We start from the raw sequence: 19,949 nt of genomic DNA, 5'->3' as shown, positions 1-19,949 counted from the left end.
CCATGCACATCTCTTCTCAGGATGATAACTACGCAAAAGCAGGATTTTTGAAATCCCAGAATCAGTCTCGTCGTTCTGTCGCCGCTCATGCAGTCGTTCGTGAAGCCGTGGAAGCGTGGCAGAAAACATTGCCGGGCAGGGCGCAGGACACTATCGCGCAGTTGGTTGTTGATGAATGGCGTCGTCATGGTGGACGTGGCTTGCAACTGGGCGATTCTGCCCGCAACAACAGGCAGAACATTTTTCGCTGGCTGGACAACCCGTTCAACTCGGCACGATACGCCGGATATATCGCGCAATTAACGCCAGTGATTGCCGACGTAATGCCGATTGAAATTGCCCGACGGTATGGTTTGAAGAAGGGGCGAACGGAGGCGGAATTGGTGGCTGCTGCAATCAAAGAATGTTCCGAAGCTCAACAGGCAAAAATGCTCGGTGCCAAGGTTCATGTTCTTGAAAAAGAAGTTAGGGAAGGCGTTGAAGCGCTGATGCGCTTAATGCCGCCGGATAGCTGGGGACCGGTTCTCAGCAGCGTGGCCACAATGCTGGGGCAATGTTTTTAATCGAGTTTTGACCAATAACCAACACCGTCTTTTGAATGAGAGACATTAGTAACTAATGACCAGGAGTTAATTGATGGCCGGAGACTGGATAAAGATGCGCGCTGATTTGCATACGCATCCGAAAGTCGTCCGCATTGCGTCCGCACTCAATGCGGACAGATTGCGCGTAATCGGCGCATTGCATGCCGCATGGTGTCTGTTTGACGCGCATTCAGTTGACGGAATGCTAGACGGGTACTCACCAAAGACACTCGACGACATGATCGGTTTTCCCGGTTTCGCTGATGCAATGATTGCCGTTGGCTGGCTCGATTACGTTGATGCAAGCCTATGTATGCCAAGGTTTTCTGAGCATAACGGGCAATCGGCAAAACGTCGGGCGCAGGAGGCAGACAGGAAAAGAAACATCCGCAAATCGTCCGCACCCAATGCAGACAAAAAGCGGACTAGAGAAGAGAAGAGAAGAGAAGATCTAAAAGATAAACCTCTCTCTATAGGGGGCGATGAAAATTTAAGCGGAGAGGTTCAATCAGAAACTCAAACACCACCTGAACCGACACTGCCGGACTACCTGGATGACATAGACATCCCGATTGGAAAATTCACGATGTACTCGGGCTGGCAACCTTCTCCGGACTTCCGAAAACGGGTTGCGCTTTGGAACCGAATTCTTGACGGGCCGGATCCAGGGTACACCACTACAGATTTGGAAAGGTTTACTGCGTTCTGGAAAGCGGATGGGAAAGTATTCAATCACGTCCAGTGGGAACAAAAATTTGCTGACAGCGTGCTGTACGAGCGCCGTCAGGAGTCAATGAGAAAACCAATCGGAGGTTCAAATGCAGAAACAAATCAGGCCAACAACAGTGGCGAATCAACAGCAGTACAGCAAATCAGGGCAGAACGTGAACGTTGGGAACGTGAACGCGCAGGAAATGGCATGGGCAATGTGGGAAACGATGGGAAAGATCTATTCGAACCGTTGGATCACGAAGAATGGCAATCGGCCGAACGAGCTGTGGATTACTCAGATTGGGAGCATGACCAGTGACCAGATAACTCGAGTGTGTAATGGCTGCGTTTCGCGTTGTGCCGCTGGAAACACGTGGCCACCAGACCTGGCCGAATTTATGGCGCTGACCGCAGAGTGCGGCGCCAACCCGTTTGGCCTAAATACCGATGACGTAATGGCTGAATACAAGCGCTGGAGAAACGAGTCATATCGCTATTCCAGCAGTGACAAATTCCCTTGGCACCACCCGGTGTTGTATCACATCTGCATCGAAATGCGGCGTGCTGGTGTTGAGAAACGCATGACGACTGGAGAACTGGAGCGGCTAGCAGAACGGCTGCTGACGAAGTGGGTAAAAAACGTGAGTAATGGCATGAGTATCCCGCCGATTCGTCGCCAACTGGCAGCACCCCAGCACCCGAGTGGGCCAACACCGGCGCAATTGCTGCACGCGGAGTATCTGCGGAAAAAAGCCGCTGGATATTTTGATTAATAATCGGCCCGAATTATGGGCGAATGATAAACAAATCGAGATTTGACCAATGACCAAAAAATTAACGACTAAACAGCGTGTTGCTCGCTATATCAAGACCAGCGAGGGGTCGACTATTGGAGAAATAGCTCGCCGATTAAACTTGAGTGTCTCCGTAGTAAGCCAGGAAATCCGCGAATTGAAAGATGAAGGGATTGTCTGTGTAAATGGCACCGGTGCTAATGGTCGTCACCTGCATTATCCGACGTTCGACGGATATGCTGAAGTACCGAAATTTGGCGTACACCCCCGGCAGGAACAATTTAATCAGCTATTGGCGGAGGTACGGGCATGAAACCTGAAATGTCTACAGCGGTGATGATTGAGGTTATTCGCTCAATGGCCACGAATGATCAATCACTAAAAGGGCAGTTTTTGGCTTCCATTGCCAATCGACTTGAACGGCTTTTGTCTACCGAATCCAGTATGTCACGTGAGGTGGAATGTATTCGTCATGCGCTGGATATTCCACCAGACCAGTCTGTACAGGCTGTTGTTGTGACGGAATACACTCGGATGAATGCGGAGATTCTTTCGTTACGCTCTGAACGATCGGAATTGAGAAAATTATTGGATGGTGCCACGCCAGAGGTCATTCCATTAATCGAAAAAGCCTGCAATGACGCCGTAGACCCGCAGTCCGTGAATGATCCCCGCATTAGGCCTGCGCTCCCTGAGCGCGATGAGAGTGGATTTTGGTATCACCCCGCATACAACCCGCCGTTTGAAGAAGGGGCTACGGCAGAAGAGGTGCGTAATTGGCACGCTGAACGTGGTATGGAGCACGACTACACGTTTATGTCTTTCGATTTTTGTGAAGAATGCGTTTACAACAGCGACACGGTTTCGGCATGGAACCCAACACCGCCGAACGGCACAGGCTGGATACTAGTGAGTATATTCGATACAGAAGATGGCGCGGCTGCGTGCTGGGTACGCTACACAGACGCACTGAACGTAAGGACGGTGATGCATGACTGATGTATCACCAATTCTTGATATGTGCTGCGGTGGCCGCGCGTTCTGGTTCGATAAGAGCGATCAGCGTGCCGTTTTCAGCGATATCCGTCAGGAAACGCATACATTGTGTGATGGACGGACGTTGGAGATTTCACCTGATGTGATCGCTGATTTTCGCAGCCTGCCGTTCGCCGATGAAAATTTTAGCCTGGTAGTATTCGATCCGCCGCATCTTGCTCGTGCTGGTGACGACAGCTACATGCGCGCCAAGTATGGAGCGCTGAACAAAGAAACATGGCGAGATGATTTGCGTGCTGGTTTTCGTGAGGCATTTCGGGTGCTGCGGCCTAGAGGTACGCTTATTTTCAAATGGAACGAAACGCATATTCCTGTAAGCCTGATTCTGACTCTGACGGAGCATAAGCCTGTAATAGGGCATAAATCCGGCAAACGCTCGAATACACACTGGATCTGTTTTCTGAAAGACGGCGTGTTGCCAGCGGTGGCGGAGGATACCGATCCACTCCTGCAATACGCCACCAGACGTATTATCGAGTTGGAATCGATGATGCTGGTGGATGTGCCGGAAACGGTATGGCCTGCAGAAGTTGAAATGGTCTACTCGCAGGTTGAACGCGCTGGGGAAATTCCGGCGCATCATCAGCGTCGGTTACATCATCACATTAATCGTATGTGGCTGGAAAAAATGTCGGTACCGGACATCGTCAAAGCGACCAAATCACTGGTCAATGCCATGGAGAATTACTCGTGAGTGAAATCATTGTTGATAATTTTGCGGGCGGCGGCGGAGCCAGTACCGGCATTGAGCTGGCGATTGGCCGTAGCGTTGATATCGCCATCAACCACGACGAAAACGCCGTTGCCATGCACACGACGAATCACCCTGACACCTTGCACTACTGCGAAAGCGTGTTTGATATTAATCCCATGGCGGCAACTTCTGGCCGCCCGGTGGGCCTAGCATGGTTCAGCCCTGATTGCCGTCATTTCTCAAAGGCCAAAGGCGCGAAGCCTGTTGAAAAGGCTATCCGTGGACTTGCCTGGATTGTGCTGCGTTGGGCGCTGGCCGTGCGGCCACGCGTCATGATGCTGGAGAACGTCGAGGAGTTTAAAACGTGGGGGCCACTGCTGGCCACCGAAGATGGCACAGAGCATCCGGATCCGGCGCGCGCTGGTAAAACCTTTGCTGCTTTCATCGGCATGCTGACCACCGGCATTGCAGCGGATCATCCGGCAATTGCTGAGTGTTGCGAAGTGCTGAACATCGATGTTAACAGCGACGACGTTTGCCGCCTGGTCGCCGGTCTGGGCTACGTTGTTGACCACAAAGAGTTACGCGCCTGCGACTTCGGCGCGCCGACCAGGCGGCGCCGGTTCTTCATGGTGATGCGTTGTGACGGCCAGCCAGTTGAATGGCCTGCTGCGAGCCACGGGGATCCGAAATCACTGGACGTGCAAAGTGGGAAGCTGGTGCCGTGGCGCACAGCAGCTGAATGTATCGACTGGTCGATTCCTTGCCCGTCGATTTTCGAGCGCAAAAAGCCGCTGGCTGAAAACACGTTGCGCCGTATAGCGCGTGGGGTGGAACGTTTTGTTATCAATAACCCGACGCCGTTTATCGTCAAGTGCAACCACACCAGTAACCGGACGAAATACGATTGTTTTCGTGGTCAGTCGCTGGGAGAGCCGTTGCAGACGATCACTAAAACGCACGGCTATGCGCTGGTACAACCGTTTATTGCTGGCGCTGGCGGTCCGAAATATTCAGCAAAGCCGCGCAGCGTTGAACAGCCCATGCATACGTTGTGCAATACGAATCACGCGTGTGTGATAGCTCCTGTTATTGCTCGTCAGTTCGGGAACAGTATTGGTCACAGTGCTGATGAGCCAAACGGCACAATTACCGCCGGTGGCGGAGGAAAATCGCAGCTGGTATCCGCGTTTCTGGCGAAACATTACGGCGGAAACTATACGGGGCCTGGCGCAGCGATGGATGAGCCCGCCCATACAGTGACGACAACAGATCATCATGCATTGGTTTCGTCGCACCTGGTCAAGTTGCGCGGCACATGCAAAGACGGTCAGCCAGTCACTGAACCGATGCCGACAGTTACGGCCGGGGGCCTGCACATTGGAGAAGTGCGCGCATTCTTGCTGAAATACTACGGCAACGAGAAAGAGGGCGTCGATATCAATGACCCTATGCATACAGTCGTCAGCCATGACCGGTTCGGACTGGTGACTGTAGAGGGAATCGACTATCAGATCGTTGATATCGGCATGCGCATGCTGCAACCGCACGAGCTTTACGCAGCTCAGGGTTTCCCGAGCTGGTACATCATCGATCAAGATTATCGCGGAACCAAATACGCCAAAGACAAGCAGGTAGCGCGGTGCGGCAATGCTGTACCGCCGCCGTTCGCAGAGGCGCTTGTTCGCGCCAATCTGCCGGAAATGTGCGTGGCACGGCAGGAGGTAGCTGCGTGATCAAGTCCACAACAACTCCTTTTTCGTTGCAATTGTGTTAGCTAAGGTTAATAATTATTACTGTATATTTGTACAGTTATTCAAAAAGGGAGTTGGAGTGGCCGAAGAACAGGAACAATTGCCAGCCACTGGCTATGCGGTGGTTAGGTGCCGTGATCAGGTTGTTGTAGCGAAGTTCATGGATTTCCCGGATTGTGATCGGGCGCTAATGTATAGGAGTGGAGATATGGTTTCGTTTATGCCTCTGCAGCATGATGAAATAGTGGGTACGCCCTCGTTGTTTATGCAAATGCTGGAGAAAGCAGGCTACCGAATTACCAGCACCTCTGGTAACATTCCCTCATAGGCCTGAACAACCTATGACCTGCTGCGCCGATGGAGAACACCATGGCGCAACTATCACTTATAAAATCCGCTGGTGGAATACTCATCCCATCTGCACCAGATACACGCGATTACCTGAATCGACTGAAAATTGGTTCGGTTATTTCTGCTGACTTCAAAAAGGCGCGTAATCCGGCCTTTCATCGCAAATACTTCTCCCTGCTGGGCCTCGGTTTTGATTACTGGGAACCGGTCGGCGGTACCATTTCACAACCTGAACGAGAGTTCGTTCGCGGTTACGTCCGCTTCCTTGCTGGTCAAATTGGTGTAGAAGATGCCCTGAATACTGTTGCTGACGCCTATTTCGATGAAGTGTCACAGCAACGTGTCGTCAATATTTCTGCTGCTAAATCTTTTGATGCCTTCCGCCGCTGGGTGACTGTTGAGGCTGGTCACTATGATGCTTTCATCATGCCAGATGGCAGTATCCACAAAGAAGCCCGTTCCGTGTCGTTCGCTAAAATGGACGATTTGGAATTCAACGACCTGTATAAATCCACCCTTGATGTGCTCTGGAATTTCATTCTCCGCCGCACATTTCCTACGCATCAGGCTGCAGAAGATACCGCAATGCAACTATTGGGGTATGCGGCATGAAAACCATTTATCGCAATAAAAAATGGCTGGCGGCAGTCGGCACTATTCAGCAGTGCGTTCTGTGCGGGACGTGGGGAACGCAAGTGGCACATCGGAACGAGTCAAAAGGTATTGGCATGAAGACCGACGACTGCGCCACGGCGGCGATCTGCGTTCATTGTCATAACGAGATCGACAACGGTAAAAATCTCTCCCGCGATGAGCGTCGTCAACTGATGGACCGCGCCATCGTTCTGACTATCATTCAAATCGCCCGCCAGGGTCTGGTGGTGCCGAAATGAAAACCTACGACATCACGCCTATTGGTAAACCACGGCAAACGCAACGCGACAAATGGCAAAAACGCCTGCCGGTACTTCGGTACCGCGCATTCTGTGATGAGGTTCGGCTGAACAAAATCACGCTGTCAGAGTCCGGCTGGCATGTCACGTTTGTGCTGCCGATGCCCGCGAGCTGGAGCAAGAAGCGGCGTGATGAAATGAACGGCAAACCGCACCAGCAGAAGCCCGACAAAGACAATCTGGAAAAAGCGTTGCTGGATGCAATCTTCGACGACGACAGCCGGGTATGGGATGGCAGGGTATCGAAAATCTGGGGCCAGAAGGGGCTGATTATAATAGAGGAGGCGGCACAATGATTTATCCATCCGAAACAGGTAAAGCGGGTGAACTGGTTCGCCTCCGGACATTGGAGAGTGTGTGGATCCAGGGGAAGTTGCGCATGTGGGGGCGGTGGTCTGCCATCAACATGAACCCCGCGGCCAGCGATATGTTCAAAAAACTGCTTAGCAAGTATGTTATCACCCAGAACGATCTCAGTAAGGCGTTAAAGGTACTGCGCAAACGAGGATGCTCATCGATAGAACTTGAGTCTTGGGTAAATGACATGCTCCAGCAGAGTCGGCACAGCAGTCTTGTATTTTGTACGGATGATGAGGGTTTACTGATGGATAGGGTTATCGCTCGCATAATGAAAAACAATCAAGGATTGCTGCATGTTCTGGAGCATCGGTATCAGGAAAAAATGAGTCTGCGTGGAATGGCAAGAGAACTGAATGATGTATACCCCGAGCTAAGCGTAATGACTTGCCGACGCCGCGTCGATATGTGGCTCGGGATGGCTGAATCAATGTTATACAAGCCAATGTGCGATGCATTCGAAACAAATAGCGAAAGATTTTACTTGAAAGTTGAACCAATAGCTGGTTAAATTTTGATATGCTTCGCGAAGCTGTACATCGTAAGCGACAGAATTTCAGAAACCCGCCATCAGTGCGGGTTTTTTATTCGGAAATTTACTTCATATGAGTAAGCAAAAATGTTGACTTGGTAAGCGTAAATGATTACTATAATTACATGTTCAACAAAATGGAGGAGTGGTGAAGCAAAGCGAGTTCAGGCGGTGGCTTGAATCTCAGGGAGTCGAAGTTTCAAACGGTACTAACCATTTGAAACTGAGATATAACGGAAATCGAAGCGTAATGCCAAGACATCCCGGCGCTGAGATAAAAGAACCGCTAAGAAAGGCCATACTCAAGCAGTTAGGTCTTAAATAACAAACCAGCCCTTCGGGGCTGGTACTCGCGGAGATTCATCATAACGATATGCGATATCCTGTAAATTTAGAGCCAGACACTGGCGGATATGTGGTGAGCTTCCCTGACGTCCCCGAAGCATTAACTCAGGGGAATACGAAAGAGGAAGCATTAGCGATGGCGCTTGGTGCATTGGTTACATCCTTTGAGTTTTACTTCGAGGACAATCAGCGCGTGCCATTACCGGGAGAAATCACCGGTGATTATGTTGAGGTTCCGTCCAGCGTGGCCGCGAAAGTCATCATGCTAAATGCTTTTGTAGATTCCGGCTTAACTCAGGTTGAGCTGGCGTCGCGTATGGGCATTAAAAAGCAGGAAGTAACACGGTTGTTCGATCTGCATCACTCAACGAAAATAGACACCATTCAAAAGGCGATATCAGCACTAGGTAAACGCCTGGAGCTAGTCGCCGCTTAATGCGTTAACCTAAATCACTATGTGTTAAGTTAGTTCCAAGGCTCACTTCGGTGGGCCTTTCCTTTTTCTGCCCCTGCTAAATCTGACGATCAATTCTAAATTACGAAGCGCCTACGGCAACGGGCAGATCCCTATTACTACATCACTACCCTCGGGAACATCGAGGAGGCCGGAGCATGATTAAAATGCCTGAGAAAATAACGACGGCTGGGGCGTATTCGTCATCCGGCCTGCTAATCGCGTTAGGAAAATTTTTCGATTGGTTTCACCACATCGACTGGAGCCAGGCGGCGGTCATTATCGGGATCGTAGTGGCTATCGCGACGTATTTCACAAATGTTTATTTTCAACGCAGACAGACCCGAGCAATAGAGGCCGCTGCCTCGTTAGGAAAGACGATTATTCGCGGAGATTAATCATGACTAACGTTAAGAAAGCGGGTGGTGCCGTTGGTGTAGTGTGTTCCGTAATGACAATAATTGCCATCGTGGTTTCTAACGGACAGGTTCGTACAAATGAACGTGGGTTAGAGTTGATCGGCAATGCTGAATCCTGTCGTCGTGATCCGTATGTCTGTCCAGCTGGCATTCTCACTGATGGAATCGGAAACACTCACGGCGTGGTAGATGGAACCCGTAAAACAGACGCGCAAATCGCTGCAGACTGGCAGAAAAACATTCTCGACGCTGAACGCTGCGTTGACAGATACGCAAACGGAAAAAAGTTGCCAGATGGTGCGTTCAGCGCTGCCTCAAGTATCGCTTTTAATGCCGGTTGCCCGATGATGCAAAAATCAACGATGTTCCAGTTATTCCGGGCCGGAAATATTCATGCGGCGTGTGAGCAGTTCCCGCGTTGGGTATACGGCGGCAATAAAAAATTGCCGGGGCTGGTGGTTCGTCGGGATAAGGAGCGTGCGTTATGTCTATCCTCCCAGGCTGGAAAGTAACGATAGTTGCATTGATGGTCGGTATAGCTATCGGTTGGTACGTTCAGGGTTTGCGATGGGATGCTGACATTGCCGAACGCATCAAACAACAATCTGATGATATCAGCGCGAGCCAGCAGGTGATTATTGCAGGTCAGGCGTTGGAGTTTCAGCGCTATAACGAAATTGCACAGCAGGCCAATCATTACGCCATCAACATCAAGGCTCAATCAGATGAGAAACAGATTGTATACCGCACGATCATCAAACGCGATCCGGCTAGTCGTCAGTGTGTGCCTGATGATGTGGCTCAGCGGTTGCTCGACTACACGCACCGTTTACGTGCCAACGCAATGTACGCCACTGCCAGCAGAACTGACACAGCCAGTGCTGATTCCGCTGCCACCGCCTGCCGATTGACGTATGGGCAAGCCGTCTACTGGATTGACCCGTTGCTGACTATTATCGACAAGGTCAATAATGACCGCGCAAGCATACGGCAGATTGAAACTAAGAGGCATAAATGACCTTTCTCTCCGAATTCAAATTATGGCTAAAAGCCATCGCCGCCGCCAAGTGACCCACTTACGTATGGGGCATCTGTGCAATGGAACGAATTGCTACTTACAGACCTGCAGAACTGTAATAGCCAGATCAACGGAATTAAACAAATCGAAGAGGCCAGACAGAAATGATTAAGCGCTTTCTTGCATGGCTGAAAAGCATTTATTTTAAACCGGCACTAGCCGAAACAAAAACACCAGAGGTAGAAAGCATGTCAGAATCATTAGTAGACTCACAAGCAGCCGCCGAACGAGTAGCAACAGTTGCTCAACCAGCCGCAGTAGCGAATGTCGATGAAGCCAAGGTAGGAGTCTCAGACTTTGACGCGCGCTGATCTTCGTTGAGAGCGAAGTTGATCAATTGGGACAAGCGACGAAAGACGAACTGAAAGAACTTGCCAAGAAATACCTATAAGCCAAGCATTGTAAGTCGAGTGCTTTATAATGCTTTGTTATACAATGTGTTCCACTTAAAATGGGAGGATAAATGGACACTGATATCATCAGTTACGAAAGTATGCTGGCAGCAGAAGAAACCGCAAAATGGACTTATTGGATAATGGTTGCAACCGGTTTTACTGGGGTGGCAACGTTCATGGCGGTTTTGACGTCCTTATACTTGGCAAGCAGAAAACCAAAGGCGTTGATTACAGCGTCGATCTCTTACTATTCAAAGGATCGGATGCCGCACGGCACATCGGTAGGAATAGTTATAAGTGTAGCTAACATTGGCGATATTCCCATATTTTTGAAAAGTATACACTGGTCTTGCGGCACTAAATTTACCATTGTTCAGATATTTAACCCTACTAACTCCGATCCATTCCCACGAAAATTAGGGGTAGGAGATTCAGCATCATATTACCTGGAATTCAATGAAAATTGTTTGGCGTCTACTTTTATTGAAAACGTAGAAAAGCATGGCCGGGAAATTTCAAAACTCTGCTTCAATGTGAAAACAGGTACGGGAAAAGTGTTTAAATTTAAAGTTGATAAAGACACAATAAAATCGATAAAAATAGAAGCCTGCAGATGAATTTGTGTAATTGCCTGTTTTTGATATGTTTTTCCTGATAATGAAGATAAGCAAATTATAGGCAGGCTCAAAAAATCAAAATTAGCCGTAATAGCTAGCTTTTATCATCACCATGGAAAGTATGTCATCGTTGCCGATGAAAGTGCTCGAACGATTGTGAATATATTCGGTGGGGAAAATGGGGAATCTTTCAACCTGTATTTTTCATTACCCCAAGTGTATTAGCGCGGTAAGTAGTGCATCCCAGTTATTCTTATAGCTATCTTCTGTGGCCGGAGTAATTTTGAATAATGGGGCTTTGTGGCGCCATGTTGCAGTTTCAAATACGTCAGCGCTTGGTACAACGAAAATTTCAGGGGAAATACGTTCTTTGAATTCGCCTGGCATATTGCAAAATATGTAAAACAGATCTGGCGACACACTGGGCATGTGTGTCCCAATCATCCATTGGCGAGGCTGGCTTCTTGCCCATGAGCCCTTAACTTGGATACTAATGCTTTTTGAACCATCAATTGTGGCGACGATATCAACAGCACTTGTTCCACTAGTTGTCAGGGCTGCACTTATTCCAAGCCTTGAAAGCATGTATGCCACGTAAAACTCAGCGGCGTCACCAGCATTTTTGGCACTTAATTTTTTCTCGTTTGTCATATCGTTTGTCCAGAAATGCAACTTTGCATAATTTCTGAATATTAAACAAAATTTATCCCCATTCCCATCCCTATTCACTGAGTGCCTGTGATAATGTTTCGATGTGTTTTTCAACAGAGATCAAGCGATGCATGACATTATGCTATTTGGTGAAGGTTGGGATGGCGAAGTGCGGCAGGTCGAGCAGGGAGCAATTAGGCATCAATATATTCCTCATCCCCAGGATCCACATTTAAGGGCCATCGAGTTCATCATTAAGGAATACATTTCTGATGATGGCGAGATGTACTTGGTTGGATATGTGGATCGAGAGCCATTAATGCAGGATGTAGCGGAAGCCATCATGCGATATCGACCAACGCCAGTTTAAAACATTTCCCAAAGGGAAAAATACCTAAGATATTGTCTTTCGCTGGTGACTTTTTATTGCCATTACCATGGGTAGATCCATGGTAATGGCAAATATCTGGAGACAAATTACTTGAGCTTGGCTCTTAACATCTCTCGCATGCGTCTTTTCGCGCGATTGACAAAAGCGTTTTCGCTTTCATTTTGATGAGGTTTTCCAATGCTTTCTTCCAGTTCATCAAGAAATTTTTCTTCTGTGACAATTTGAGCAGCTTGTTCTGCAAACTTTTCCCGTTTGCTTGAATCGCTGCCTGAAAACAAAGAACTTGTGACTAATTCTGTATCTATTCTTTGAGTAATTACTGCGCTTAAGCTGGTTTTTATAGGGCTAGATTTGATTAGAGAAGTAGATGCTTTGCTTGCTTTGTTAATTATATCTTTGAGCTTAACCATTGTTCGCCTCGTCTTTGTTTTCTTGAAAAAAGCGTCGAAAGATTTGTTCAAAACCATCCACCACGATATCGATAATTTTTTCCTTTTTCTCGTCACTTAGTCCATCCCAAAATCTCATAAAAAGGGAGAACATTTTTGATAAAATGCTAAGCACTCATTACCTCCTTGGTTTTTTGAAATAGGAGGATCACCTAACTATTAGTCGTGATCCTCTTAGTCAAATGTTATCGGTATTTTTCCCCAGATCTTTAGCCACTTTAACTTTTAGAAGAATGGTAAATAGATGAGTGTAACTGATTCGATGCTGCATTTTTGTTGTTTTGACTCTTAAGGTGAAGTTTATTCCTACAGAATTAGATGAAGGTAAAGAATATGGCAAAGCCGGATTGGGAGTCGATCAAGCGCAATTACGCTGTCGGTCAGCTTTCGATACGGGCGATCGCGGAGCAGTACGGTGTAAGCGATACAGCCATCAGAAAGATGGCGAAAAAAGAAGACTGGGAGAAACCTGAAAAAGTTCGCAAGTCAAGTTCGCAGAAAACGAGTGCGAATAAAAACGCGAACCTGCGAACTAAACTCCCAAAATCAATTCCTCAAATTGATTCAGTTCGCCCAGAAATTGAAAGTACGGATGACGAATGGACGCTAACCCCCGATGACTACGGGCTGAACGACATGCAGGCTCGTTTCGTGAATGAGTACCTGACCGACATGGATAAAACGGCCGCATATAAGCGGGCGGGGTATAAAAGTGAAGGCGAAACAGCAGCGGCAGCAGCACGACGCTTGTATCGGAATGTATCGGTTAATAAGGCCATTCGCGACGCTCTGGAGGCGAGAGAACGCCGCACCCAAATCACACAAGATGAGGTGTTGAGAATGTGGTGGGAGATAGCGACCGCCGACGCGAACCAACTCGCCGAACTGCGCCACTTATGCTGCCGTCACTGCTGGGGCTTCGGTCATCAGTACCAATGGCGGGACGCGGTAGAGTTTGAAGAAGCCAGGTTAAACGCAGTTGAGAGTAAAAAACGCGAACCGCTGGATAACGGTGGCTACGGCTTTGATGCTCAACTCGACCCGAACCCTGATTGCCCACGTTGCAATGGTGAGGGCGTTAGCCGGTCATATTTCCACGACACGCGGGATTTGCGCGGCCCGGCCCGCCGGTTATATGCCGGTATCAAAGAAGGCAAGTTCGGGCTAGAGATGATTACCCGCAATCAGGACGACGCTCTGAAAATGGTCGCTCAACATCTGGGTATGCTGAAAAATCGGACCGAGTTAACCGGTGCCAATGGTGGGCCGATTAACCAGGTGAATTACACGCCAGAGGACTACGCGAAAGCGCAGTCCGCGTTAGAAAATAAACTCCGCGATCTGGACTGATTAAGTCTAGGGATAGTGTGGTTTTTACCTAATTTGATCTGTTTTTATGTTGAGTATGGTTTCGCTGGTGCGTTGAATGGCCGACAGGGTGAATTAATCTTGAAAATAGCACTTTTTGCTAAATGAATTATGACTTTAATATCTCTCCGATTGATAAATAGAAGTGAGCATGGTGCTCATAACTAACTATTTACGGAGGATGCTATATGCACCGAACTACAGATTTTCTTATAAAAACGCTTTGTAATAACCGCAGGTTGATTGACGAGATAAACAGCAGTGGGCTGTCCTATTACTATGATATCGAGCGGATTATGGTTGCTAATGATGAAATTATCCAGGAGCTGCAACGTCGTGGGGTGTTTTAACTTATGAAGCCCGCTTTTGCGGGCTTTTTCGTGTCTGACATGAAGTAGTCATGATGGTTAAGCCCTTAAGTTCGATGAAAAATAGGACTGGAACATGAGCGAACTACTCGAATGGGAAAATCTGGATTTCCCAGCACGGGTAGCTCTGAAATCCAAGTCTGAAAAATCATTTTTAAACTTCACGCGCTTGTGGTTCGAAATGCTTCAGGGCGATCGCCTATTGGTGAACTGGCATCACCGCATGATGGCGTCGAAAATTGACGACTTGCTAGCCAACAAGCTTCAACCGCGTAATTTGATTATCAACGTTCCGCCAGGCGGGACAAAAACGGAGTTTGTTTCTGTTCATCTTCCGGCATACATCAACATGCTGGTGCAAACAGAACGGCTTCGGCGATTTCGTAATCTCAACATATCATTCGCCGACACGCTGGTTAAGCGTAACAGCAGACGCACCCGTGACATTATCGCCAGCCCTGAATATCAATCCCTATGGCCGTGCCGATTTGGTGTGAACCAGGCGGAAGAATGGGAGGTGGTGAATGGTCGCGGGCGCACTGTAGGCCAGACAGTTTCACGCTCCAGTGGCGGGCAAATTACCGGTGGTCGTGCCGGGTACCCAGGCGCTGACTTTTCCGGGTTTGTCTGTCTCGACGACTACAACAAACCGGAGGATATGTTTTCCGGCACCAAGCGAGAGAATGCAAATCGCCTGCTGGTAAACACCATTCGTTCACGACGTGGCGATAAATCGAAAGACCATCCGACGCCGTTCGTCAGTATCCAGCAACGACTACACACAGACGATGCGACAGGATTCATGCTCGCGGGCGGCATGGGGATGGATTTCCATCACGTTACTATTCCGGCGCTGGTCAACGAGGAATACATCGATTCGCTGCCTGAGCCATGGCGTTCGCTGTGCTGGTTTGCGGTCAAGGATACTGAAAGTGTTGTTGTCGGTGGCGTTCGTTATTGGTCGTATTGGCCCGTAAACGAATACGTCGGCGATTTGATGCGGCTGTGGGAGCGTGACGAATACACGTTCATGTCTCAGTACATGCAGCGGCCGCGCGCGCTGACTGGTGGGCTGATTGATACCGACTGGTTTAAACGTTATTCGCACCTCCCTCAATTGACGCATCGCGCCGTCTATGTTGATACCAACTCTGGCAAGGTAGAAGACTTCAACGATTACACTGTGTTTTCGCTGGTGGGCATGGGCGTTGACGGCAATCTCTATCTCATCGATAGCGTTCGTGGAAAGTGGGACCCGGAAGACCTGCTGAAAAAAGCCATCGAGCTGTGGGAAAAGTGGAAGCCATTTAACCGCAAGAAACCCGCGCCACTGCGGCATATGGGGATCGAGGACAAACAAGCCGGACAGGGACTCATCACCACACTGAAAAAACGCAAGAGTATTCCTGTGCTGGAAATTCCTCGCGGCGCGGGACAGAACAAACTGATCCGCTGCCTCAACACTGTTCCCCAAATGAAAATCGGGAAGGTGTTCATCCCTGCGCTAATGACGGACGACGGACAGCGTATTGATCAGGTTTATTACGAAGACGGCACGGTAGCAGCAAAAACCGACTGGGTTATGCCTGCGCTGGCCGAATGCGCCGACTTCTCAGCTGACGATAGTCACAAAAATGATGACATCCTGGATACGTTCATGGATGCGATTGATATTGAATTAATTTCCGGCGCGGGTGCCGGGTGGGGATGGGTTTAACGATGACCGATAACAAATACGGTTCTAAACCCCGAATCAGGGTGACTAGCGACGGGCTCGCTAACGTGATGACGGGCATGGGCACTGATCGTGACCGCCGCATGTTCAACCGTTTCCAGTTTGGCATGATGCAGGATTTCAGCGAGCTGGAAGCGGCTTACGTCGAAAACTGGATCGCTCGCGCAATTATTGATTTCCCGGTTGACGACGCTACCCGGGAGTGGCGCGAGTTCGCATCAGATGATGCTACAGCAATTCGTGAAGCCGAAAAGCAGTACAACGTCCAATCGGTAACGCAGGAAGCATTCAAGTGGGCGGGGGTGTACGGCGGTGCTGGCATATTGATGATTACCGATCAGTCATTTGATAAGCCGCTGGAGCTAAAAAAAATACAAAAAGGATCGTTAAAGCGCCTTCTGGTTCTGGATCGAATGTTCATTAACGGGCAGGCGTTCAATGTGACCGATCCGATGGCAGAGAATTATATGCTGCCGGATTACTACGTTGTGAATGGCGGTACCCAGCGAATTCATTACAGCCATTTCGTTAAAGCCCCCGGCGCACCGCTACCCATGCGGTTGAGAATGATTAATGCCGGATGGGATGATAGCCGGCTACGTCGCTGCCTGGAGGATATCAAAGATGCCGTGTCAGCCAAGGGCGGTATAGCAGCCCTGATACAAGAGGCGAACATCGATGTTATCAACAGAGCTAACTTAGCTAACGACTTATCATCCGGCGATATGGATGACGCTATAGCGAAGCGCTACAACATTTTTGGCATGATGAAATCGCTATACCGATTGGCATTGCTGGATAAAGACGAGGAGTTAGACCGCAAGCAGTTATCGTTCGGTGGACTCGGTGAAATACTCAATGCATTGATGGAGTGGACCTCGGGTGCCGCCGGTATTCCAATGACGCGATTGTTTGGTGTTCAATCAAAAGGGGTGGGCGACAGTGGCCAGGGCGATATGAATAACTACTACAACACCATTCGGGGGGGACAGGAATCGCAGTATCGACCGTTTCTGAAGCCTATTGACGAGGTGTTAATTCGTTCAACGCTGGGTACGATGCCTGATGGTCTCGATTTCGAGTTTGCGCCACTGGCACAACCGACAGACTCTGAACTGTCGGCACAGCGGCTGGCTGATGCGCAGGCGGATGATATCCGACTACAGCAACGCGTTGTCAGGCCGTCTCAGGTGGCGCGTAAACTGATGGAGCAAGGTGTTTATGGTATCGACGAGTCTGATATTACCAACATCGAGTCTGACGAAAAGGCCGAACGAGAAGGTGATTATCAGTTCAGGTTTGGAGAACTTGCAAACGCTGCTGGCGAAAACGCCAATACGCCGCCGGGCATCGATCCGGCCAATCCAACCGAATGATGATGCTGAACGCTTTTATCGGGCACAGTTGCGCGAAATCATTCAGCAAATGGCGCAGGCGGTAGATGAGGCGTTGGTTCCGGTGTTGCGCCGGAATTACACGGCAGACAGTTATCTCACTGATATTTTGAAAGAGGCCATACGGCAGGCGTCAGAGCGATTTATGAGTATGACGTTTCGGCGGCAAACCGAGCGGCTTTCTCAACGCGTTGTCAGTCGTGCTGAGTCAGCGAGTACAGAAGCGTTCGTCGAGCAAATCAATCGGGCCATCGGTATCGATATGACCGCGTTAATGGTCAACAACAACCTTGTTGATTATGTCGATGCGTCAATAGAGAGCAATGTAGCGCTGATTAAATCGCTATCGTCGGATTATTTTGAAGACATTCAAAGGCAGGTGTTTGACGGCATCCTGCGCGGCGACTCTCTTACTACGATTGTTCGTAATCTCCAGCATGTTACTGGAGCAACCTATAACCGCGCTCATCTGATAGCCCGTGACCAGACAGCAAGAATTCAGGCTGATATCACCAGTGCGAGACAGCAGAACGCCGGTATTGATCGCTTTCGCTGGTCAACATCACAGGATGTGCGCGTTTCTGGTAATCCGGCGGGCAAATACCCATTGGCGAAAATCAAATGTTTTGTGATTGCTCGCACTAATGCCGGGTATGGAGACGGCGTCTATCTTTGGTCGCGTGGAGCCAGATATAACGGCCAGACAGGCTTATTCCCCGGCAGATGTCACATCGGTTGCCGCTGCCACGCTATCCCCCAAATTAAAGGGCTCGACTACTAACAGGAAAAACTATGCGGATCACTGTTCGTGACCGCGTGTCCTATCCTATCCCGTCTCAACGCGAAATCACTCCTGAGGGCTATTTAAAAGTCCCCGGGCGGGTTGCTCGCGTCGGTATCCAGCAGTATCTGGCATCTGAGTTGGGATTGAGTGACAGGCCACCCGGTCAAATCGTTAATGTCTACAGACCGCCGGAGGAGGTGTTTAAACCGGATAGTCTGGCGAGTTACGACAATATGGACGTCACCATCGATCACCCTGACGACCTGGTGAATTCAACCACGTTTAAGGAGGTGACTGCCGGACATGCAACATCGCCCGGACGCACAGATGATGAGGGCTATGTCGTTGTCGATTTGCTAATCAAAGACCAGCAGGCCATTGATGAAATCGGCAAAGGCAAGGTGGAGCTATCCGCCGGTTACACCTCTGAATATGACAACACGCCGGGTATCGCGCCGGACGGTACCGCATACGAATATGTCCAGCGCGACATCACCATTAATCACATTGCGTTGTGTGACCAGGCTCGCGCCGGACACAAGGCACGTCTGTTCGACAACAAACCAAAGGGAGTAAAACCCATGCCAAAAGTGACGCTGGACAGCGGCGTAAAGGTCGAAGTGGCCGACGAAAACGCACATACGCTGATCCAATCGACAATCGACAGCCTGCGCCAGCGCGTCAAGGATGCCGAGGAAGAGAAAGAAAAGGCCGAGGAGGCGAAAGACCAAACGGAAGAGGAACTGGAAAAGGAAAAAGCCAAGGCTGACGCGAAAGACGAAGAGATCGAAAAGCTGAAGGAGAAAACGTCCGAAGACTCGATTTCACGGTTGATAGCCGAGGTGGTTTCTGTTCGTGATTCCGCTGTGAAAATCGCAGGTGAAAAATTCTCCTGTGATTCACTCGACCCGCTGAAAATCAAACGCACTGCACTGGATTCAGCAGGCATTAAATGCCGCAAGTACGAATCCTGGGATAAAGCCCCCGATGCATACGTAACCGCTTATTTTGATGCGGAAGAAGAGCGCCGGGAAAGCGAGGAAGAAGAAGACCCAGACAAAAGCGATCCTGATAAATCGTCCAATGACTCACTACGTGGTTTTAGTAAAGACATGAGACGCGCCAAAACTGGCGACGCGCAGACAACACGCGACAGCGTTCGTCAGGCATGGCTGGATAAACGCTACGGTACACAGGAGGCTAAATAATGGCTATTGCTCAGAGTGATTTTACACTTTATCGAGGTAAGGCGTACGAAGGGCAAATTTCTACGATTGATGTGGTTGAGGTTGTGTCTCGACGCGTGAAAACCGCACTGATTCAGTTTGGACGCGCAGTTGTTCGGGGCGAAGCAGCCCGATCGTGCGCACCGGTTTCCACCACTACGACCGCTAACGACATTATCGGGTTTTCTGTGCGTTCGATGGCAGAGTTCAGTAACAGCGTGCCCGTTAACCCTCCTGATTATAGTACTGGATATGACGTTGATCATACGGCATCGATCCTGCGGCGCGGCGGTATGTTTGCGCTGTGCATTGATGGTGCTAGTGCAGGCGATACGGTCAGTGTAAACCTGGTTGCTGGTGAAAATCAGGGGCGATTAACCACTGGAACAGGGGACGGTCTGCTGGTTCTCAATCAGGTTAAATGGGTTGATGACGTGGTAGCTGGTGAGATTGGCGAGATCCGCGTTGATGGCATCCTGAACGCATAAG

General features: G+C 49.4%; 29 protein-coding genes and 2 pseudogenes. 28 read left to right on the top strand and 3 right to left on the bottom strand.

The features are described from left to right. Positions 1-2: 2 nt before the first annotated feature. From CWC46_RS14370 to CWC46_RS14275, 20 genes and pseudogenes are all read left to right on the top strand, one after another. On the top strand, positions 3-563 hold the full coding sequence (locus tag CWC46_RS14370) for a toxin YdaT family protein (RefSeq protein ID WP_021015863.1): 561 nt from the start codon (positions 3-5) through the stop codon (positions 561-563). 73 nt (positions 564-636) lie between these two features. After that, positions 637-1,614, top strand: coding sequence for a DnaT-like ssDNA-binding domain-containing protein (locus tag CWC46_RS22895; protein WP_021015864.1), 978 nt, complete (start codon positions 637-639; stop codon positions 1,612-1,614). After that, the gene (locus CWC46_RS14360; RefSeq protein ID WP_084297634.1) at positions 1,523-2,068 is read left to right on the top strand and encodes a replication protein P; all 546 of its coding nucleotides are present in this window, start codon (positions 1,523-1,525) and stop codon (positions 2,066-2,068) included. The genes CWC46_RS22895 and CWC46_RS14360 overlap by 92 nt, the downstream gene beginning before the upstream one ends. 49 nt (positions 2,069-2,117) lie before the next feature. Continuing rightward, a complete protein-coding gene (locus CWC46_RS14355; RefSeq protein ID WP_021015866.1) occupies positions 2,118-2,402 on the top strand; it encodes a MarR family transcriptional regulator in 285 nt (94 codons plus the stop codon). Continuing rightward, a complete protein-coding gene (locus tag CWC46_RS14350; RefSeq protein ID WP_021015867.1) occupies positions 2,399-3,088 on the top strand; it encodes a hypothetical protein in 690 nt (229 codons plus the stop codon). The genes CWC46_RS14355 and CWC46_RS14350 overlap by 4 nt, the downstream gene beginning before the upstream one ends. Then, a pseudogene (locus CWC46_RS23300) lies at positions 3,081-3,554 on the top strand (class I SAM-dependent methyltransferase); the annotation flags it as partial. The gene CWC46_RS14350 and the pseudogene CWC46_RS23300, both read left to right, overlap by 8 nt. 281 nt (positions 3,555-3,835) lie before the next feature. Then, complete coding sequence (locus CWC46_RS14340; protein ID WP_021015869.1) at positions 3,836-5,575, top strand: DNA cytosine methyltransferase; 1,740 nt, start codon at positions 3,836-3,838, stop codon at positions 5,573-5,575. Between the two features lie 97 nt (positions 5,576-5,672). After that, entirely contained in the window at positions 5,673-5,921 is a 249-nt protein-coding gene (locus tag CWC46_RS14335) for a hypothetical protein (RefSeq protein ID WP_021015870.1), read from the top strand. 41 nt (positions 5,922-5,962) lie between these two features. Next, positions 5,963-6,556: a DUF1367 family protein gene (locus CWC46_RS14330; protein WP_021015871.1), complete on the top strand. Its 594-nt coding sequence runs from the start codon at positions 5,963-5,965 to the stop codon at positions 6,554-6,556. Continuing rightward, positions 6,553-6,837, top strand: a complete 285-nt coding sequence (locus tag CWC46_RS14325) for a DUF1364 family protein (protein WP_021015872.1) — start codon at positions 6,553-6,555, stop codon at positions 6,835-6,837. The genes CWC46_RS14330 and CWC46_RS14325 overlap by 4 nt, the downstream gene beginning before the upstream one ends. Further along, a complete protein-coding gene (locus CWC46_RS14320; protein ID WP_021015873.1) occupies positions 6,834-7,193 on the top strand; it encodes a RusA family crossover junction endodeoxyribonuclease in 360 nt (119 codons plus the stop codon). The genes CWC46_RS14325 and CWC46_RS14320 overlap by 4 nt, the downstream gene beginning before the upstream one ends. Continuing rightward, positions 7,190-7,765: a DUF1133 family protein gene (locus tag CWC46_RS14315; protein ID WP_021015874.1), complete on the top strand. Its 576-nt coding sequence runs from the start codon at positions 7,190-7,192 to the stop codon at positions 7,763-7,765. Before CWC46_RS14320 ends, CWC46_RS14315 begins: the two co-directional genes overlap by 4 nt. Positions 7,766-7,934: 169 nt before the next feature. Next, positions 7,935-8,111 (top strand): type II toxin-antitoxin system HicA family toxin, encoded by a 177-nt coding sequence (locus CWC46_RS14310; RefSeq protein ID WP_023220365.1) that lies wholly within the window; start codon positions 7,935-7,937, stop codon positions 8,109-8,111. A gap of 48 nt (positions 8,112-8,159) precedes the next feature. Continuing rightward, on the top strand, positions 8,160-8,567 hold the full coding sequence (locus tag CWC46_RS14305; RefSeq protein WP_021015875.1) for a type II toxin-antitoxin system HicB family antitoxin: 408 nt from the start codon (positions 8,160-8,162) through the stop codon (positions 8,565-8,567). 176 nt (positions 8,568-8,743) lie between these two features. Then, entirely contained in the window at positions 8,744-8,983 is a 240-nt protein-coding gene (locus CWC46_RS14300) for a phage holin (RefSeq protein ID WP_021015876.1), read from the top strand. Between the two features lie 2 nt (positions 8,984-8,985). Next, complete coding sequence (locus tag CWC46_RS14295) at positions 8,986-9,516, top strand: lysozyme (protein WP_021015877.1); 531 nt, start codon at positions 8,986-8,988, stop codon at positions 9,514-9,516. Beyond that, positions 9,489-10,022, top strand: a complete 534-nt coding sequence (locus CWC46_RS14290) for a hypothetical protein (RefSeq protein ID WP_021015878.1) — start codon at positions 9,489-9,491, stop codon at positions 10,020-10,022. Before CWC46_RS14295 ends, CWC46_RS14290 begins: the two co-directional genes overlap by 28 nt. Before the next feature lie 51 nt (positions 10,023-10,073). Continuing rightward, positions 10,074-10,190, top strand: a pseudogene (lysC, locus tag CWC46_RS23770) (Rz1-like lysis system protein LysC); the annotation flags it as partial. Continuing rightward, on the top strand, positions 10,187-10,393 hold the full coding sequence (locus CWC46_RS14280) for a hypothetical protein (protein ID WP_021015879.1): 207 nt from the start codon (positions 10,187-10,189) through the stop codon (positions 10,391-10,393). The pseudogene lysC and the gene CWC46_RS14280, both read left to right, overlap by 4 nt. Positions 10,394-10,545: 152 nt before the next feature. Then, positions 10,546-11,094 (top strand): hypothetical protein, encoded by a 549-nt coding sequence (locus CWC46_RS14275; protein ID WP_021015880.1) that lies wholly within the window; start codon positions 10,546-10,548, stop codon positions 11,092-11,094. 207 nt (positions 11,095-11,301) lie between these two features. On the opposite strand, the gene CWC46_RS14270 is transcribed toward CWC46_RS14275, so the two are convergent. Beyond that, on the bottom strand, positions 11,302-11,745 hold the full coding sequence (locus tag CWC46_RS14270; protein WP_021015881.1) for a hypothetical protein: 444 nt from the start codon (positions 11,743-11,745) through the stop codon (positions 11,302-11,304). Between the two features lie 127 nt (positions 11,746-11,872). Here CWC46_RS14270 and CWC46_RS14265 point away from each other — a divergent pair, with 127 nt between their 5' ends. Beyond that, positions 11,873-12,115 (top strand): hypothetical protein, encoded by a 243-nt coding sequence (locus tag CWC46_RS14265; protein WP_021015882.1) that lies wholly within the window; start codon positions 11,873-11,875, stop codon positions 12,113-12,115. Positions 12,116-12,222: 107 nt separating this feature from the next. Here the strand turns inward: CWC46_RS14265 and CWC46_RS14260 are convergent, their stop codons facing one another. Then, positions 12,223-12,546, bottom strand: a complete 324-nt coding sequence (locus tag CWC46_RS14260) for a hypothetical protein (RefSeq protein WP_021015883.1) — start codon at positions 12,544-12,546, stop codon at positions 12,223-12,225. Then, the gene (locus CWC46_RS22890) at positions 12,539-12,700 is read right to left on the bottom strand and encodes a hypothetical protein (RefSeq protein ID WP_021015884.1); all 162 of its coding nucleotides are present in this window, start codon (positions 12,698-12,700) and stop codon (positions 12,539-12,541) included. Before CWC46_RS22890 ends, CWC46_RS14260 begins: the two co-directional genes overlap by 8 nt. Before the next feature lie 218 nt (positions 12,701-12,918). Between CWC46_RS22890 and CWC46_RS14255 the strand changes: the two genes are divergently transcribed. The 7 genes from CWC46_RS14255 (at position 12,919) to CWC46_RS14230 (ending at position 19,948) form a co-directional block, all read left to right on the top strand. Beyond that, the gene (locus CWC46_RS14255) at positions 12,919-13,935 is read left to right on the top strand and encodes a terminase small subunit (protein WP_021015885.1); all 1,017 of its coding nucleotides are present in this window, start codon (positions 12,919-12,921) and stop codon (positions 13,933-13,935) included. Between the two features lie 206 nt (positions 13,936-14,141). Then, positions 14,142-14,303 carry a hypothetical protein gene (locus tag CWC46_RS22885; protein WP_021015886.1) on the top strand — a complete coding sequence of 54 codons (162 nt, stop codon included), beginning with the start codon at positions 14,142-14,144 and terminating at the stop codon, positions 14,301-14,303. Between the two features lie 94 nt (positions 14,304-14,397). Further along, positions 14,398-16,038 carry a phage terminase large subunit gene (terL, locus tag CWC46_RS14250; protein WP_021015887.1) on the top strand — a complete coding sequence of 547 codons (1,641 nt, stop codon included), beginning with the start codon at positions 14,398-14,400 and terminating at the stop codon, positions 16,036-16,038. 2 nt (positions 16,039-16,040) lie between these two features. Further along, positions 16,041-17,432: a DUF1073 domain-containing protein gene (locus CWC46_RS14245; protein ID WP_021015888.1), complete on the top strand. Its 1,392-nt coding sequence runs from the start codon at positions 16,041-16,043 to the stop codon at positions 17,430-17,432. Then, the gene (locus CWC46_RS14240; protein ID WP_237160185.1) at positions 17,365-18,231 is read left to right on the top strand and encodes a minor capsid protein; all 867 of its coding nucleotides are present in this window, start codon (positions 17,365-17,367) and stop codon (positions 18,229-18,231) included. Before CWC46_RS14245 ends, CWC46_RS14240 begins: the two co-directional genes overlap by 68 nt. 11 nt (positions 18,232-18,242) lie before the next feature. Next, on the top strand, positions 18,243-19,442 hold the full coding sequence (locus tag CWC46_RS14235) for a DUF2213 domain-containing protein (protein WP_021015890.1): 1,200 nt from the start codon (positions 18,243-18,245) through the stop codon (positions 19,440-19,442). Beyond that, positions 19,442-19,948: a structural cement protein Gp24 gene (locus CWC46_RS14230; protein WP_021015891.1), complete on the top strand. Its 507-nt coding sequence runs from the start codon at positions 19,442-19,444 to the stop codon at positions 19,946-19,948. Before CWC46_RS14235 ends, CWC46_RS14230 begins: the two co-directional genes overlap by 1 nt. The last annotated feature ends 1 nt before the right edge of the window (position 19,949 follow it).

Source organism: Prodigiosinella confusarubida (assembly GCF_002847015.1).
GTDB classification, from domain to species: domain Bacteria; phylum Pseudomonadota; class Gammaproteobacteria; order Enterobacterales; family Enterobacteriaceae; genus Prodigiosinella; species Prodigiosinella aquatilis.
This window is presented reverse-complemented; position numbering and strand designations above follow the sequence as displayed.

Coding starts and splice junctions, on each gene's coding strand:
- CWC46_RS14370 (WP_021015863.1), top strand. CDS start 3: ATGCACATCTCTTCTCAGGATGATAACTACGCAAAAGCAGGATTTTTG.
- CWC46_RS22895 (WP_021015864.1), top strand. CDS start 637: ATGGCCGGAGACTGGATAAAGATGCGCGCTGATTTGCATACGCATCCG.
- CWC46_RS14360 (WP_084297634.1), top strand. CDS start 1,523: ATGGGAAAGATCTATTCGAACCGTTGGATCACGAAGAATGGCAATCGG.
- CWC46_RS14355 (WP_021015866.1), top strand. CDS start 2,118: ATGACCAAAAAATTAACGACTAAACAGCGTGTTGCTCGCTATATCAAG.
- CWC46_RS14350 (WP_021015867.1), top strand. CDS start 2,399: ATGAAACCTGAAATGTCTACAGCGGTGATGATTGAGGTTATTCGCTCA.
- CWC46_RS14330 (WP_021015871.1), top strand. CDS start 5,963: ATGGCGCAACTATCACTTATAAAATCCGCTGGTGGAATACTCATCCCA.
- CWC46_RS14325 (WP_021015872.1), top strand. CDS start 6,553: ATGAAAACCATTTATCGCAATAAAAAATGGCTGGCGGCAGTCGGCACT.
- CWC46_RS14320 (WP_021015873.1), top strand. CDS start 6,834: ATGAAAACCTACGACATCACGCCTATTGGTAAACCACGGCAAACGCAA.
- CWC46_RS14315 (WP_021015874.1), top strand. CDS start 7,190: ATGATTTATCCATCCGAAACAGGTAAAGCGGGTGAACTGGTTCGCCTC.
- CWC46_RS14305 (WP_021015875.1), top strand. CDS start 8,160: ATGCGATATCCTGTAAATTTAGAGCCAGACACTGGCGGATATGTGGTG.
- CWC46_RS14300 (WP_021015876.1), top strand. CDS start 8,744: ATGATTAAAATGCCTGAGAAAATAACGACGGCTGGGGCGTATTCGTCA.
- CWC46_RS14295 (WP_021015877.1), top strand. CDS start 8,986: ATGACTAACGTTAAGAAAGCGGGTGGTGCCGTTGGTGTAGTGTGTTCC.
- CWC46_RS14290 (WP_021015878.1), top strand. CDS start 9,489: ATGTCTATCCTCCCAGGCTGGAAAGTAACGATAGTTGCATTGATGGTC.
- CWC46_RS14280 (WP_021015879.1), top strand. CDS start 10,187: ATGATTAAGCGCTTTCTTGCATGGCTGAAAAGCATTTATTTTAAACCG.
- CWC46_RS14275 (WP_021015880.1), top strand. CDS start 10,546: ATGGACACTGATATCATCAGTTACGAAAGTATGCTGGCAGCAGAAGAA.
- CWC46_RS14270 (WP_021015881.1), bottom strand. CDS start 11,745: ATGACAAACGAGAAAAAATTAAGTGCCAAAAATGCTGGTGACGCCGCT.
- CWC46_RS14265 (WP_021015882.1), top strand. CDS start 11,873: ATGCATGACATTATGCTATTTGGTGAAGGTTGGGATGGCGAAGTGCGG.
- CWC46_RS14260 (WP_021015883.1), bottom strand. CDS start 12,546: ATGGTTAAGCTCAAAGATATAATTAACAAAGCAAGCAAAGCATCTACT.
- CWC46_RS14255 (WP_021015885.1), top strand. CDS start 12,919: ATGGCAAAGCCGGATTGGGAGTCGATCAAGCGCAATTACGCTGTCGGT.
- CWC46_RS22885 (WP_021015886.1), top strand. CDS start 14,142: ATGCACCGAACTACAGATTTTCTTATAAAAACGCTTTGTAATAACCGC.
- terL (WP_021015887.1), top strand. CDS start 14,398: ATGAGCGAACTACTCGAATGGGAAAATCTGGATTTCCCAGCACGGGTA.
- CWC46_RS14245 (WP_021015888.1), top strand. CDS start 16,041: ATGACCGATAACAAATACGGTTCTAAACCCCGAATCAGGGTGACTAGC.
- CWC46_RS14235 (WP_021015890.1), top strand. CDS start 18,243: ATGCGGATCACTGTTCGTGACCGCGTGTCCTATCCTATCCCGTCTCAA.
- CWC46_RS14230 (WP_021015891.1), top strand. CDS start 19,442: ATGGCTATTGCTCAGAGTGATTTTACACTTTATCGAGGTAAGGCGTAC.